The 14,041-nt window shown below is 71.1% G+C and carries 11 protein-coding genes; 7 read left to right on the top strand and 4 right to left on the bottom strand.

Annotated elements, in window-relative coordinates; all coding sequences use genetic code 11:
- Positions 1–2 precede the first annotated feature (2 nt).
- Genes rbbA through ACSQ3S_RS18030 form a run of 3 tightly spaced genes read right to left on the bottom strand, consistent with a single transcriptional unit; the run spans position 3 to position 5,274 of the window.
- Positions 3–2,768, bottom strand: a complete 2,766-nt coding sequence (gene rbbA, locus ACSQ3S_RS18040) for a ribosome-associated ATPase/putative transporter RbbA (RefSeq protein WP_436143273.1) — start codon at positions 2,766–2,768, stop codon at positions 3–5.
- Positions 2,765–3,838, bottom strand: coding sequence for an HlyD family secretion protein (locus ACSQ3S_RS18035; protein ID WP_353398898.1), 1,074 nt, complete (start codon positions 3,836–3,838; stop codon positions 2,765–2,767). Before ACSQ3S_RS18035 ends, rbbA begins: the two co-directional genes overlap by 4 nt.
- On the bottom strand, positions 3,835–5,274 hold the full coding sequence (locus ACSQ3S_RS18030) for an efflux transporter outer membrane subunit (protein WP_436143272.1): 1,440 nt from the start codon (positions 5,272–5,274) through the stop codon (positions 3,835–3,837). The genes ACSQ3S_RS18035 and ACSQ3S_RS18030 overlap by 4 nt, the downstream gene beginning before the upstream one ends.
- A 240-nt stretch (positions 5,275–5,514) precedes the next feature.
- On the opposite strand from ACSQ3S_RS18030, the gene ACSQ3S_RS18025 reads away from it, so the two are divergent.
- The 7 genes from ACSQ3S_RS18025 (at position 5,515) to ACSQ3S_RS17995 (ending at position 12,776) form a co-directional block, all read left to right on the top strand.
- Positions 5,515–7,380 carry an AMP-dependent synthetase/ligase gene (locus ACSQ3S_RS18025; RefSeq protein ID WP_436143271.1) on the top strand — a complete coding sequence of 622 codons (1,866 nt, stop codon included), beginning with the start codon at positions 5,515–5,517 and terminating at the stop codon, positions 7,378–7,380.
- Between the two features lie 41 nt (positions 7,381–7,421).
- Positions 7,422–8,783 carry an MBL fold metallo-hydrolase RNA specificity domain-containing protein gene (locus tag ACSQ3S_RS18020; protein ID WP_436143270.1) on the top strand — a complete coding sequence of 454 codons (1,362 nt, stop codon included), beginning with the start codon at positions 7,422–7,424 and terminating at the stop codon, positions 8,781–8,783.
- Positions 8,784–8,791: 8 nt separating this feature from the next.
- The gene (locus tag ACSQ3S_RS18015; RefSeq protein ID WP_436145043.1) at positions 8,792–10,327 is read left to right on the top strand and encodes a thymidine phosphorylase family protein; all 1,536 of its coding nucleotides are present in this window, start codon (positions 8,792–8,794) and stop codon (positions 10,325–10,327) included.
- The gene (locus tag ACSQ3S_RS18010) at positions 10,327–11,238 is read left to right on the top strand and encodes a ribose-phosphate pyrophosphokinase (protein ID WP_436145042.1); all 912 of its coding nucleotides are present in this window, start codon (positions 10,327–10,329) and stop codon (positions 11,236–11,238) included. Before ACSQ3S_RS18015 ends, ACSQ3S_RS18010 begins: the two co-directional genes overlap by 1 nt.
- Before the next feature lie 101 nt (positions 11,239–11,339).
- Positions 11,340–11,750 (top strand): carboxypeptidase regulatory-like domain-containing protein, encoded by a 411-nt coding sequence (locus ACSQ3S_RS18005; protein ID WP_436143269.1) that lies wholly within the window; start codon positions 11,340–11,342, stop codon positions 11,748–11,750.
- Positions 11,751–11,824: 74 nt separating this feature from the next.
- Entirely contained in the window at positions 11,825–12,277 is a 453-nt protein-coding gene (locus tag ACSQ3S_RS18000) for an Hsp20/alpha crystallin family protein (protein ID WP_353398911.1), read from the top strand.
- Positions 12,278–12,338: 61 nt separating this feature from the next.
- The gene (locus ACSQ3S_RS17995) at positions 12,339–12,776 is read left to right on the top strand and encodes a universal stress protein (RefSeq protein WP_353398914.1); all 438 of its coding nucleotides are present in this window, start codon (positions 12,339–12,341) and stop codon (positions 12,774–12,776) included.
- Positions 12,777–12,786: 10 nt separating this feature from the next.
- Here the strand turns inward: ACSQ3S_RS17995 and ACSQ3S_RS17990 are convergent, their stop codons facing one another.
- A complete protein-coding gene (locus ACSQ3S_RS17990; protein WP_436143268.1) occupies positions 12,787–14,028 on the bottom strand; it encodes an MgtC/SapB family protein in 1,242 nt (413 codons plus the stop codon).
- Between the last annotated feature and the right edge of the window lie 13 nt (positions 14,029–14,041).

Genomic DNA, 14,041 nt, shown 5'->3' with positions numbered 1-14,041 from the left:
GGTCAGCCTTCCTGTTTCTTCAGCAGCAGCACCGACGCCGACAGGATCAGCGGCGCCGCCAGCAGCAGCGGCCACAGCGAACCGGCCAGGTCGCCCAGCCCCAGCGCCTTGTTGAACACGCCGCGGCTGATGGTGAGGAAATGGGTGGCCGGGTAGATGCGGCCGATCACGGCGCCGGCGCCGGTCAGCCCGGAGACCGGATTGAGCAGCCCGGCGAACTGCACGCAGGGGATGATGGTGCCTATCATGGTGACGAACAGCGCGGCGATCTGGCTGCGGGTAAACGTCGACACCAGCAGGCCCAGCCCGGTCGAGCACAGCACGTACACCAGCGCGGCCAGGGTCAGCGTGGCCAGGCTGCCCTTGACCGGCACGCCGAAGGCCGTCGCCGCCAGCAGCGTCAGCAGCGCGAAGTTGAGCATGCCCAGGCCGATGTACGGGATCTGTTTGCCGAGCAGGAACTCGACGCGCGTGACCGGCGTGACATACAGGTTCAGGATCGAGCCCAGCTCCTTTTCGCGCACCACCGACAGCGCGCTGAGCATGGCCGGTATCATCATCAGCAGCATCGGGATCACCGCCGGTATCATCGCCGGCAGGCTGCGCACGTCCGGATTGTAGCGGTAGCGCGTCTCCAGCGCGCCGGCGCCGGCCGTGGTCGAGCCCAGCCGGTGCAGCGCCAGGTCGGCCAGCCAGCCCTGATGCATGCCCTGCACGTAGCCGCGCGTGGTTTCGGCGCGCATCGGCATCGCGCCGTCGACCCAGGCGCCCACCGCCACCGGCACGCCGCGTTCGATGTCGCGGCCGAAACCGGGCGGCAGCTCGATCGCCAGCGCCAGTTCGCCGCTGCGCATGCGGCGGTCCAGGTCGTCGTAGTCGGCCAGCGGCGCATGCTCAATGAAGTAGCGCGAGCCGGACAGGTTCAGCGCATAGTTCTGGCTCAGGCCGCTCTGGTCGCGGTCCAGCACCGCGTAGGACAGGTTTTCCACGTCCATGTTGATGCCGTAGCCGATGATGAACATCAGGATCGCCGTGCCCAGCAGCGCAAGCGTGGCGCGCACCGGATCGCGCCGCAGCTCCAGCGTCTCGCGCAGCGTGTAGCTGTAGGCGCGCCCCAGGCTGCGGCGCCAGCGTGTTTGCGGGGTGGTCTCCGGCGCGGGCGGCAGGGCGGTCGTGGATGCCGGTGTGGCCGATGGCGCCGAGTCGTCCGCAGCCGCAGCCTCGCGCAGGTAGGAGATGAAGGCTTGCTCCAGCGTGGCGACGCCGCGTTCGGCCACCAGCGCGGCCGGCGCCGCGCTGACCAGCACCCGCCCCGCGTGCATTAGCGAGACGCGGTCGCAGCGCTCGGCCTCGTTCATGAAATGGGTGGAGATGAAGATCGTCACATGGTCGCGCCGCGCCAAGTCTATCATCAGGCGCCAGAACAGGTCGCGCGCGACCGGGTCGACGCCGGAGGTGGGCTCGTCCAGTATCAGCAGCTCGGGCCGGTGCACCATCGCCACCGCCAGCGACAGGCGCTGGCGCACGCCCAGCGGCAACCGCTCCGGCAGCGTGTCCATCACGCCGGCCAGGCCGAAGCGCGCCGCCATGTCGGCCACGCGCGCGGCGATGTCCGCCTCGGGCACGCTGAACAGGCGCGCGTGCAGCACCAGGTTCTGCGCCACCGTCAGTTCGCCATACAGCGAAAACGCCTGCGACATATAGCCGACCCGGCGCCGGGTCGCCATGTCGCCGGCATCGACCCGGGCACCGAACAGCAGGGCGCTGCCGGCGCTGGCCGGCAGCAGGCCGGTCAGCATTTTCATCGTGGTCGACTTGCCGCAGCCGTTGGAGCCGAGGAAGCCGAAGATCTCGCCGCGGCGGATGCGGAAGTCGACGTGGTCGACGGCGACAAAATCCCCGAAGCGCATGGTCAGCCCCTGCGCCTCGATGGCGATGCCGTCGCCGTCGGCCGGCGCCTGGAACGGCGGCACGGTGACGGCCTGGTGGCCGCCGCGCTTGTCGGCCGGCAGCAGCGCGATGAAGGCCGCCTCCAGCGTGGCCGTGCCGGTGCGCAGGCGTAGCGCCTGCGGCGCGCCGGTGGCCAGTACCTGGCCCGCATCCATCGCCACCAGCCAGTCGAAGCGCTCGGCTTCCTCCATGTAGGCGGTGGCCACCAGCACGCTCATGCCGGCGCGCTGGGCGCGGATGCCGTCGATCAGGTCCCAGAACTGGGCGCGCGACAGCGGATCGACGCCGGTGGTCGGTTCGTCGAGGATCAGCAGGTCGGGATCGTGGATCAGCGCGCAGCACAGGCCGAGCTTTTGCTTCATGCCGCCCGACAGCTTGCCGGCCGGCCGCTGCAGGAACGGCGCCAGCCCGGTGGCGGCCGTCAGCTGGTCGATGCGGCGCCGGCGCCCGGCCGCATCATGGCCGAACAGGCGGCCGAAGAACTGCAGGTTTTCCTCCACCGACAGCGTCGGATACAGGTTGCGGCCCAGTCCCTGCGGCATGTAGGCGATGCGCGGGCAGACGGCGTCGCGGTGGCGCCGGGCGCGCATGTCGCCGCCCAGCACCCGCACGTCGCCCTGCTGCACCATGCGCGCGCCGGCCAGCAGCGACAGCAGGCTGGACTTGCCGACCCCGTCCGGCCCGATCAGGCCGACCATGCAGCCGGCCGGCAGCGCCAGGTCGACGCCGGCCAGCGCCACCGCCTTGCCGTAGCGCAGCGCGACGCCGCGCAGCTCGGCCACGGGGGCGGGACTGGCGGCGGCCGCAGCACTGATCATTGCGGCACCCGCACTTCCAGCTCGGGCGGCCACGGCGTCTGGCTGTCCAGCCGCACCCAGGCGACGCCGGGCAGGCCGGTCTTGACCAGCCTGAAATGCTTGCGCAGCAGCGCCGGCTCGATCTGCGCCTTGACCCGGAACATCAGCTTCTGGCGCTCGCTGGCCGTCTCCACCGTCTTGGGCGTGAACTGCGCGGTGCTGGCGACGAACGACACCTGCGCCGGGATCACGTACTGCGGCGCGGCGTCCAGCACCACCCGCACCGGCGCGCCCAGGGCCAGCTTGCCGGCCGCCTGTTCGGGCACGAAAAAGGTCATGTAGACGTCGCTCAAGTCCACCAGGTTGAGCACCTTGCCGCCGCCGGCCAGCACTTCGCCGGCCTGGGCGATGCGGTACTGCACCCGGCCGGCGCGCGGCGCCGTCAGCGCGCTGTCGGCGATGTCGACGGCGATGCGCGCGACCGTGGCCTCGGCTGCCGTCACCGCCGAACGCGCGCCGGCGGCCTGGGTGCGGGCGGCGTCGATCGCGCCGCGGGCAGCGGCCGCCTGCGCCCGGGCCGCCCGGATCACCGCCCGCGTGGCGCGCACCCGGCTGGTGTCGTCGTCCAGTTCCTGCTCGGACGAGGCGCCCTCGAGCACCAGCGTCTCGGAACGGTTCAGGCGCCGCTGCGCCGCATCGAGTTCGCTTTCGCGCTGCACCACCAGCGCCTGCGCGGCCTGGTAGTCGCTCTGGCGCATCGCCACCAGCGCGTCGGCGCTGGCGACGCCGGCGATCGCCTGCTGGCGCATGGCCACCGCCTCGTCATGCTGGGCCTGCAGCGACAGCACCTGCATATGGCCCAGCACCTGGCCGGCGGCCACGAAGTCACCCTCGTTGACGGCGATGTCCTGCAGCCGCCCCGGCAGCTTGGCGGCGACGTCGATCTCGGTGGCCTCGATGCGGCCATTGCCGCTGATGAATTCCGGGCCGGGACCCGCGCGATGGAAGTGCAGCCAGGCATAGCTTGCGCCGCCGAGCACGGCGGCGGCGGCGACGGCGCCGGCGATTTTTCTGGTCAGGGTGATGGTCATGGGCTGGAAGGGGAAGGATGGGCGGCGGCGATCACGGGATCGCCGCCGAGCGCGGTGTACAGGGCGACGCCGGCGCTGAGCAGCGCGCGCCGCAGCTGCACCAGCTGTTGTTCGGCGCTGAGCAGGTCGCGCTGGGCGTCGAGCACGTCGAGGAAGGGCGCGGCGCCGGAGTCGTAGCGCAACTGCGACAGGCGCGCGCGTTCGCGCTGCACCCGCAGCGTGCGCCCGGCGATGGCGACCTGGTCGGTCAGCCAGGCGCGCGTGGACAGCGCGTCGCCGACGTCGCGGAACGCGCCCTGGATGGTTTTTTCGTAGTTGGCGACAGCGCTGTCGCGGCGCGCCTCGGCCAGGTCCAGGGCGGCGCGCCGGCGCCCCCCGTCGAACAGCGGCAGGGTGATGGCGGGGGCGAAGGTCCAGGCGCCGCTGCCGCCGGCGAACAGATGTTCCAGCTCGGCGCTGGCGCTGCCGAACGAGCCGGTCAGGCTCACCTGCGGAAAGAAGGCGGCGCGCGCCGCGCCGATATTGGCGTTGGCGGCCTTGAGCTGATGCTCGGCGGCGATGATGTCGGCGCGGCGTTCAAGCAGCGCCGACGGCAGGCCGGGCGCCAGCACGGGCAGGCTGTCTCCAGCGTCGTCCGGCGCCGGCCGTGCAGGGATCACTGGCGTGCCGACCAGCAGCTGCAGCGCGTGGCGCTTGAGGTCGCGCTCCTGCTGCAGCTGGGCGGACAGCGCCTGCGCCTGCAGCAGCAGGGTTTCCACCTGGGTCAGGTTCAGGCGCGAGGTGGCGCCGACGGCGGCGCGGCGGCCGAAAATGCGGTAGCTCTCCTGGCGCGTGGCCAGCGTGCGCTGGGCCAGCGCGATGCGCTGGTCCATCTCGCGGACTTCAAAATAGGCTTCGGCGACCTGGGCGATCAGCGCCACGGCGACGGCCCGGCGCGCGGCGTCGCTGGCCAGGTAGTCTTCCAGCGCGGCCTCGCGCAGGTTGGCCAGGCGCCCCCAGAAGTCGATCTCCCAGTCGCTGACGCCGACGCCGGCCTGGTACTGGCCGGCGACCATGGGCCGGCCGGTCAGGCTCAGGTCGGAGGGCAGGCGCTGGCGTTGTCCGGCCGCCTGCGCGGCCAGCAAGGGCAGCGCGGCGCCCCGCTCGATGCCGTAGGCGGCGCGCGCCTGCTCGACCCGCAGCGCGGCGATGCGCAGGTCGCGGTTATGTTCCAGCGCCTGCGCGATCAACGCCTGCAGCGCGGGGTCGGCGAAATAGGCGCGCCACTCGGGCGGCGCGGCGGCGCCGGCGGACGACGCCGGCATCGGATAGTGCGCGGCCACCGGCAGCGGCGGCCGGAAGTAGGGCGGCGCCAGCGATCCGCAGCCCGCCAGCAGCGCGCAGCCCAGTATCAGGCTGCGCCCTCCATTCAGGGAAAACGGCGTGGACGGCGACATGATGCGGCTCCTGGTAATGGGCGAATAGGCGCCGTGTCGAGCATCGGCGAACGCAGTGTAAGGGGGGCGCCGCCGCCATGTATTTGATGTAGGTCAAATATCCGCCGATGGGGCGGCGGCGGCGGCGCCGGCCGGAGAATGACTGAGCCATTTGATCTGCATCAATTTTCGGGGCTGACTTCAGCGGACGCAGCGGTTAGTGTGAAGCAAGCACTGCTTTGGTGCCGCAAGGAGAATCGAATGAATGCAAGCCCACAGATCGACCCGCCGGGCGCCGCGCTGCGCAGCATCGCCACGCTGGGCGAACTGTTTGCCTGGCGCGCCGGCCGCACGCCCCACGCCGTGGCCTACCGCCAGTACGACGCCGCCGCCGGCCAGTGGCGCAGCCATACCTGGAGCGAGGTGCAGCTGCGGGTCCAGCGCTGGCAACGGGCCATCGGCGCGCTGATGCTGGGCGCCGGCGCGCGCGTGGGGATCCTGCTGCCCAACGGCGTGGACGCGGTGTGCGCCGACCAGGCGGTGCTGTCGCTCGGCCTGGTGCCGGTGCCGATGCACGCGCTGGACAACCCCGCCAGCATCCGCTACATCCTCGACGATTGCCAGGTGGCGCTGCTGCTGACGGCGAACCAGCAGCAATGGCGCGCCATCGCCGCGGGCGGCGACGCGCCGGCGCACCTGCGGCTGGTGGTCACGCTGCAGGAGTGCGACGTGGCGCCGTTGGAAGAGCAGCCGCCGATGGTGTCGCTCAACGCCTGGCTCGACAGCCGGGGCGACCTGTGGAGCACGCCGCGCCGGGTGGCGGGCAGCGACCTGGCCGCCATCGTCTACACCTCCGGCACCACGGGCAAGCCCAAGGGCGTGATGCTCACCCATGCCAACGTGCTGGCCAACCTGCGGGCGGTGCTGGCGCGCGTGCCGGTGCGCCCCGACGACGTGTTCCTGTCGCTGCTGCCGCTGTCGCATACCTTCGAGCGCACCATCGGCTACTACCTGCCGCTGGCGGCCGGCGCCAGCGTGGCGTATGCGCGCTCGGCGGCGCAGCTGGCCGAGGACCTGCTCGCGGTGCGCCCGACCGTGCTGGTCGCGGTGCCGCGCGTCTACGAAAAATTCCACACGGCCGTCGAAGACCATCTGGCCGCCGCCGGGCGCGGCGCGCGCCTGCTCCATGGGCTGGCGCTGCGCGTGGGCTGGCGCCGCTTTTGCCGGCGCCAGGGGCTGCCCGGCGGCGCAGGGTCGGCGCTGGCCGATGCGCTGCTGTGGCCCGTGCTGGAGCGGCTGGTGGCGCGGACCGTCCGCGCCCGCTTCGGCGGCCGCCTGCGCGCGGCCATCAGCGGTGGCGCGCCGTTGCCGCCGGCCGTGGCGCAGGGGCTGCTGGCCATGCAACTGCCGCTGCTGCAAGGCTACGGCATGACCGAATGCGCGCCGGTGGTGGCCGCCAACGGCATCGACGACAACTGGCCGGCCAGCGTCGGCCGCCCGCTTGAGGGCACCGAAGTGCGCCTTGGCGAGCGTGACGAGCTGCAGGTGCGTTCGGCCAGCGTCATGCGCGGCTACTGGGGCCGACCGGAAGACACCCGGCGCGCCATCAGCGCCGACGGCTGGCTCAACACCGGCGACCAGGCCGCCATCGAGCAGGGGCGCATCCGCATCGTCGGCCGCCTCAAGGACATCCTCGTCACCTCGAACGGCGAGAAGATCGCGGCGGCCGACGTCGAGCAGGCCATGCTGGCCGATACCCTGTTTGCCCAGGTCATGGCGGTGGGCGACAACCGCCCGTACCTGAGCGCGGTCGTGGTGCTCAACCCGCGCCAGTGGCAAGCGCTGGCGCCGCAACTGGCGCTCGATCCCGGCCAGCCGGCCAGCCTGACCGCGCCTGCCGCGCAGGCCCTGCTGCTCAAGCGGGTGCGCGAAGCCTGCGCCGCGCTGCCGCGCCATGCGGTCCCCCGCGCGATCCACGCCGTGACCGAACCGTGGACGGTGGAGAACAGCCTGCTGACGCCGACGCTCAAGCTCAAACGCAACAACCTGATGGCGCGCTACGCGCCGCAGATCGACGCCCTGTACGCGGCCCGCGACAGCCGCCAGCCACAGGAGCTGGTGCCGTGACGGCACGGCGCCATCCATCCAATCCACACCAGGCAGCGACCATGAAAATACAATTCCTTGGAGCGACCGGCACCGTGACCGGCTCCCGTTATCTGCTCACCTCGGGCACCGCGCGCATGCTGCTCGACTGCGGCCTGTTCCAGGGCTACAAGCAGCTCAGGCTGCGCAACTGGGAAGACTTGCCGGTGGCCGCCGCCGAGATCGACGCGGTGGTGCTCACCCACGCCCACCTGGACCACAGCGGCTACCTGCCGTTGCTGGTCCGGAACGGCTTTCGCGGCAAGATCTACTGCAGCGAGGCGACCTACGACCTGTGCCGCATACTGCTGCCCGACAGCGGCCGCCTGCTCGAGGAGGAGGCCGGCCACGCCAACCGCCACAACTATTCCAAGCATGCGCCGGCCCTGCCGCTCTACACGGAAAAGGATGCGCTGCGGGCGCTGGAGTACTTCTCGCCGGTCGGCTTCGGCGAGCCGTTCCCCATCTGCGGCAAGCTGCAGGGCCGGCTGGCCCTGGGCGGCCACATCCTGGGCGCGGCCATCGTCACCATCAGCGACGGCCGGCGCAGCGTGACCTTTTCCGGCGACCTGGGCCGGCTGCGCGACGCCATCATGGTCGAGCCCAGCCATATCACCCGCAGCGACTACCTGGTGCTGGAGTCGACCTACGGCGACCGCCGCCACGACCCGGCCGATCCCGCCATCCTGCTGGGCCAGACCATCCGCGAGACCGCGGCGCGCGGCGGCGTCACCATCATTCCCGCGTTCGCCGTCGGCCGCGCGCAGTCCATCCTGTACGCCATCCACCAGCTCAAGCGGCAGGGCCAGCTGCCGTCGGCGCTGCCGGTCTACCTGAACAGCCCGATGGCCACCGACGCCACCGCGCTGTACCAGAAATACCTGCCGCTGCACCGGCTGGACCGCCGGGAGTGCGAAGCCATGTGCCATGCGGCGCACATCGTCAACAGCGTCGAGGAATCGATCGCGCTCAACCAGCGCCGGCTGCCGATGGTCATCGTCGCCGCCAGCGGCATGGCCACCGGCGGCCGCGTGCTGCACCACCTGAAGGCCTTCGCCGGCGACGCCCGCAACACCGTGCTGTTCGCCGGCTTCCAGGCCGGCGGCACGCGCGGCGCGGCGATGCTGGGCGGCGCCACCGAGATCAAGATCCATGGCGAGTATGTGCAGCTGCGCGCGGCCGTGCGCCAGATCGACAACCTGTCGGCGCACGCCGACGCCGGCGAGATCATGAGCTGGCTGGGCCACTTCCTGGAGCCGCCCAAGCGCACCTTCATCACCCACGGCGAGCCGGCCGCGGCCGACGCGCTGCGCCACCGCATCGAGGAGCAGCTGCACTGGGATTGCCGCGTGCCCGAGTACCTGGAACAGCAGGAGTTGCCGTGAACGGGCCGATGGCGGACGGCGTGCTGCTGCCTGGCCAGGACACGCCGCTGGCCAGCCTGTCGCTGCGCCGGCTCGGCATCGACACCTACCAGGAGCCGGTGGCCTACCTGCGCAGCGATTGCCCGGTGTGCAAGTCGGAAGGGTTCGAGGCCCGCTCGCGCATCGAGATCTGGCGCGGCGAGCAGCACATCGTCGCCACCCTCAATGTGGTGCACGACGACCTGGTCGACATGTGCCAGCTGGGTTTGTCGGAAGCGGCCTGGCGCGCGCTGGGTGGCATCGACGGCGAACCGCTGCGGGTGGCGCACGCGCGGCCGGTGCAATCGCTGTCGGCCGTGCGCGCCAAGATCTACGGCCGCCCGCTGGGCGCCGAGGCGGCGTCCGCCATCGTGCGCGACGTGGTCGACGGCCGCTACTCCGAAATCGAGCTGGCGGCCCTGATCACCGCCTGTTCCGGCGACCGCATGGACACGGCCGAGACCATCGCGCTGACGCGCGCCATGGTGGCGGTGGGCCAGCGCCTGCACTGGCCGGTCGAGACCGTGGTCGACAAGCACTGCGTGGGCGGCTTGCCGGGCAACCGCACCACCTTGCTGGTGGTCCCCATCGTCGCGGCCTGCGGCCTGACCATCCCCAAGACCTCGTCGCGCGCGATCACCTCGCCGGCCGGCACCGCCGACACCATGGAAACGCTGGCGCCGGTGGCGCTGGACCTGCCCGCCATGCGCCGCGTGGTCGAGCGGGAGGGCGGCTGCATCGCCTGGGGCGGCGCGGTCTCGCTCAGCCCGGCGGACGACTTGCTGATACGGGTCGAGCGGCCGCTGGGCCTGGACAGCGACGGCCTGATGGTGGCCTCGGTGCTGTCGAAGAAGATCGCCGCCGGCTCCACCCACGTGGTGATCGACATGCCGGTCGGCCGCACCGCCAAGGTCCGCTCGGCGCAGGCGGCGCGCACCCTGGCGCAGCGCTTCGACAGCGTCGGCCGCGCGCTCGGCATCAACGTCAGCGTGATGATCAGCGACGGCAGCCAGCCGGTCGGGCGCGGCATCGGTCCGGCGCTGGAGGCCTGGGATGTGCTGGCGGTGCTGCAGAACCAGGCCGGCGCGCCGGACGACCTGCGCCAGCGCGCGCTGCAGCTGGCGGCGCGGGTGCTTGAACTGGGCGGCAAGGCGGCGTCCGGCCACGGCCTGACGCTGGCCAGCGGCGCGCTCGAGAGCGGCGCCGCCTGGGCCAAGCTGCAGGCGATCTGCGCCGCGCAGGGCGGCATGCGCACGCCGCCGCGCGCGGCCTACACCCACGTGCTGCCCGCGCTGCACGACGGCCGCGTGGTCGCCATCGACAACCGCCGGCTGGCGCGCCTGGCCAAGCTGGCCGGCGCGCCCAAGGCGCCCGCCGCCGGCCTGGTGCTGCACGCGCGGCTGGGCAGCGTGCTCAGCGCCGGCCAGCCGCTGTTGACGCTGCACGCGGAATCGCCCGGCGAGCTGGCCTACGCGCTGGCCTACGCCGAGGCGCAGGACACGATTTTTTCCATCCAGGAGACATGATGAACGCGATCATGATGGCGCTGCCCGGCGCCGAAACGCTGGCCGCCGCCCTGCGCGGGCACCTTGGGTGCGAGGCGGGCGAGCTGCTGCTGCACCGTTTTCCCGACGGCGAAACCTGCCCGCGGCTGGCGCGCGCGGTGGACGGCCGCGACATGGTGCTGGTGGCCGCGCTGGATCAGCCGGACAGCAAGATCATGGCGCTGTACCTGAGCGCCTGCGTGGCGCGCGAGCTGGGCGCGCGCAGCGTCGGGCTGGTCGTGCCGTATCTGCCCTATATGCGCCAGGACGCCGTGTTCGCGCCGGGGCAGGGCGTGACGTCGCGCCATGTCGCGCGCCTGCTGTCGGGCTGCTGCGACTGGCTGGTGACGGTGGACCCGCATTTGCACCGCTATCACAACCTGTCCGAGCTGTACGAGATCGCCACCGAGGTGGTGCCGGCGGCGCCGCTGATCGCGCGCTGGATAGGCGCCAACGTGGCGCGGCCGGTGTTGGTCGGCCCCGACCAGGAGAGCGAACAGTGGGTGGCCCAGGTGGCGACCGGCGCCGGCTGCCCGTACACCGTGCTGAGCAAGGTGCGCAGCGGCGACCGCGAGGTGGCCGTGTCGCTGCCCGACGCGGCCCAACTGGCCGGCCGCACGCCGGTGCTGGTGGACGACATCGTGTCGACCGCGCGCACCATGATCGCCGCCGTGGAGCGGCTCAAGGCGGGCGGCTTCGCCGCGCCCGTCTGCATCGGCGTGCATGCGCTGTTTGCCGGCGCCGCCTACGCCGAACTGCAGGCGGCCGGCGCCGGCCGCATCGTCAGCTGCGACACGGTGGCCCATGCCAGCAACCAGATCGGCGTCGGTGCGCCGTTGGCGACGGCGGTGCGTCACATGCTCGGGCTATCCCGGGCGCTGCGCTCGGCGTGAACGGACAATTTGCCGGATTTTTGATTTGCATCAGGAATCGCTAGTGCGCCGATCGGCCAGCCGGATTACTGTGACCCTGCGATCATTTGAAAGGACATGACATGAAGACGATATCCACCATGGCGTTGACGATGGCCCTGGCGCTGGGCGCGCACTGGAGCGCGGCGGCGGACCTGCGGCCGACATCGCAGAACGGCGTGACCTACCTGTCCGGCGGCGTCGGCGAGGAAGAGCGGCAAGCGATGCTCGACGCGCGCGGCGACTACAAGCTGCTGCTGACCTTTTCCACCAAGGGCAGCGGCGAAATGCTGGCCGACGTGGCGGTGACCATACGCGACCACGCCGGCAAGGAGGTGGCGAGCCTGGTCTCGCCCGGTCCGATGTGCTACCTCGATCTCGCGCCCGGCAGCTATCGCATCCTGGCCTCCGCGCACGGCAAGGAGATCTCGCGCACGGCCGTGGTCAAGCCGCGAGGCAGGCGCGAGCTGTATTTCTACTGGGACCCCGTATGAACTGACAGGCAGCGCGAATGCCGGCGCGCTGCCGATCGACGATCCGGCAACACTTCAACAAAAAGGAGTAGCACATGGCTAACAATTTAATGCAGTTCGATCCCTTTGGCAGCCTGGCGCGGTTCGAGCCGTTGCGCGGCGTCGAGGATTTCTTCCGCGACTTCGGCCTGCGGCATGCGTTGCGCGACATGGAGGCCAAGCCCTTGATCAAGCTCGACGTCCACGAAACGGAACAGGCCTACAGCGTCAAGGCCGAGCTGCCCGGCATGAAGAAGGAAGACATCAAGGTCGACATCGACGGCAACCGCGTGTCGATCTCGGCCGAGACGCGGCGCGAGAGCGAGCAGAAGGACGGCGAGACGGTGGTGCGCAGCGAGCGCTATGTCGGCCAGCAGTACCGCAGCTTCACGCTGGAGCAGGAGGTCGACGACAGCCAGGCCGTGGCCAAGTACCAGGACGGCGTGCTGGAGCTGACGCTGCCAAAGAAACCCAGTAGCAACGGCGCCAAGAAATTGGTGATCAATTAAGTCAGACGGTCCGGGGTGCGGCCGCGGGCCGCGCTCCGCCGCATCCGCACAGGAACCCATCATGTTCAAGCATATCTTAGTGCCGACCGACGGCTCGGCAATTTCCAGCGCCGCCATCCGCAACAGCGTCACACTCGCCAAGGAGTGCGGCGCGATGGTCACCGGCCTGCATGTGACGCCGGAATTTCATGTCCTGACCCATCACAGCGAAATGCTGGAAGCGACACGCGCGGAGTACAAGCAGGACAGCGAAGCGCAGGCCCGCAAATATCTGGAGGAAATCGAGCAGGCCGCGCGCGAGCTGGGCGTTCAGTGCAAGACCATCACGGTCACGGACGACCAGCCGTACGAGGTCATCATCCGCACCGCCGAACAGCAGGGGTGCGATCTGATCTGCATGGCCTCGCACGGCCGGCGCGGCATCAAGGGCATGCTGCTGGGCAGCGAAACACAAAAGGTGCTGACCCACAGCCAGGTGCCGGTGCTGGTGTTCCGCTGACGACGGCGCCTCAGCGCCAGCTGTAGGCCAGCAGCGAAGGCAGGCTGGCCGCCAGCAGTATCAACACCAGCCCGCCGCCCACGCGCCGCAGGAAGGGCCGCCCGCCGGCCGCCGCGGCCACCAGCTTGCTGGAAGTGTTGGCCGCCAGCGCAAACAGCAGGATATGCCGGGTCGCGCCCGGCGTCAGCACGCCGCTGTCGGCCAGCGACAGGATGGAACTGGCCGCCGCGTGCACATCGACCAGGCCGACCAGCAGGGCGCCCAGCATGGCGGCCGGCGCGCCCAGATAGGTATTGGCATAGGCCAGCAGGGCCGTGGCTCCGCTCAAGATCAGCGCGAACAGCAGCGCCTGCCGGATGCTGAACACGCGGCCGCCGCGCGCCGGGCGTTGCACGGTGTCCGGCACCGTCCGCAAGGTCGCGGCCGACACCAGCAGGGTGGCCGTCATGGCGCAGCCCAGCGTGGGCGCCAGCGTCAGCAGCTGGGCCGGCGCGATGGTCAGCGCGACCACCAATAGCAGGATGTAGGTGGCCACGTTCGACAGCAGCGCCGCCGCCGCGCAGGCCGCCAGCAGGGCCGGATCGCGGCGGCAGCGCTGGCCCATGTCGGCGGTGGCGGCCACGCTGGAGACGAAGCCCGACGCCAGCCCCGTCAACGCCAGGCCCATGCGCGGACCGGCCATGCGCAGCGCGATATGCGCGCCGGCCTGCAAGCTCATCATCAACACCACCAGGCCCCACATGCGGCGCGGATTGGCGCCCAGCAGCCAGCCGTTGGCGGCGTCCGGCAGCAGCGGCCACACCACCAGCGCGGCGCCGGCCAGCATCAGGCCGTCGCGCAGCTCGCCGCTCTTGAGCGTGACGCGGACGAAATGGTGCAGCGGCGCGCGCAAATCCAGCATCGACGCCACCAGCACCGCGAGGCCGGCCGACACGGCCGGATGGGCGATCGCGTTGACGCCCAGCAGAAAACTGAGGAACAGCGCCAGCTCCGTGACCATGCCCGCTTCCTGCACGTTGCCGCGGGAATAGCTGATCAGGGCCAGCGCCACCACCAGCAGCGCTGTCGCCTGCACCAGCGCGCTGTCGATGGTCTGCGCCAGCGCGCCGGCCAGCGCCACCAGCGCAAAGCTGCGCACCCCGGCCAGCGCATGGGTGGGCGTGGCGCCCTTGCGCCGCTCGCGTTCGATGCCGATCAACATGCCGCTGCCGAGCGCCGCGCCCAGCCCGATCAAATCCGCGCCGATGTCCATGTGCGCGTCCGCG

This window comes from Duganella sp. LjRoot269, assembly GCF_964254095.1.
GTDB classification, from domain to species: domain Bacteria; phylum Pseudomonadota; class Gammaproteobacteria; order Burkholderiales; family Burkholderiaceae_D; genus Rugamonas; species Rugamonas hordei.
Note: the sequence above shows the minus strand (reverse complement) of the source record. Positions and strands in the feature narration are given on the sequence as shown.

Bases quoted from the DNA above. Each gene is read 5' to 3' on its own strand.
- rbbA (WP_436143273.1), bottom strand. From the start codon at position 2,768: ATGATCAGTGCTGCGGCCGCCGCCAGTCCCGCCCCCGTGGCCGAGCTG.
- ACSQ3S_RS18035 (WP_353398898.1), bottom strand. From the start codon at position 3,838: ATGACCATCACCCTGACCAGAAAAATCGCCGGCGCCGTCGCCGCCGCC.
- ACSQ3S_RS18030 (WP_436143272.1), bottom strand. From the start codon at position 5,274: ATGTCGCCGTCCACGCCGTTTTCCCTGAATGGAGGGCGCAGCCTGATA.
- ACSQ3S_RS18025 (WP_436143271.1), top strand. From the start codon at position 5,515: ATGAATGCAAGCCCACAGATCGACCCGCCGGGCGCCGCGCTGCGCAGC.
- ACSQ3S_RS18020 (WP_436143270.1), top strand. From the start codon at position 7,422: ATGAAAATACAATTCCTTGGAGCGACCGGCACCGTGACCGGCTCCCGT.
- ACSQ3S_RS18015 (WP_436145043.1), top strand. From the start codon at position 8,792: ATGGCGGACGGCGTGCTGCTGCCTGGCCAGGACACGCCGCTGGCCAGC.
- ACSQ3S_RS18010 (WP_436145042.1), top strand. From the start codon at position 10,327: ATGAACGCGATCATGATGGCGCTGCCCGGCGCCGAAACGCTGGCCGCC.
- ACSQ3S_RS18005 (WP_436143269.1), top strand. From the start codon at position 11,340: ATGAAGACGATATCCACCATGGCGTTGACGATGGCCCTGGCGCTGGGC.
- ACSQ3S_RS18000 (WP_353398911.1), top strand. From the start codon at position 11,825: ATGGCTAACAATTTAATGCAGTTCGATCCCTTTGGCAGCCTGGCGCGG.
- ACSQ3S_RS17995 (WP_353398914.1), top strand. From the start codon at position 12,339: ATGTTCAAGCATATCTTAGTGCCGACCGACGGCTCGGCAATTTCCAGC.
- ACSQ3S_RS17990 (WP_436143268.1), bottom strand. From the start codon at position 14,028: ATGGACATCGGCGCGGATTTGATCGGGCTGGGCGCGGCGCTCGGCAGC.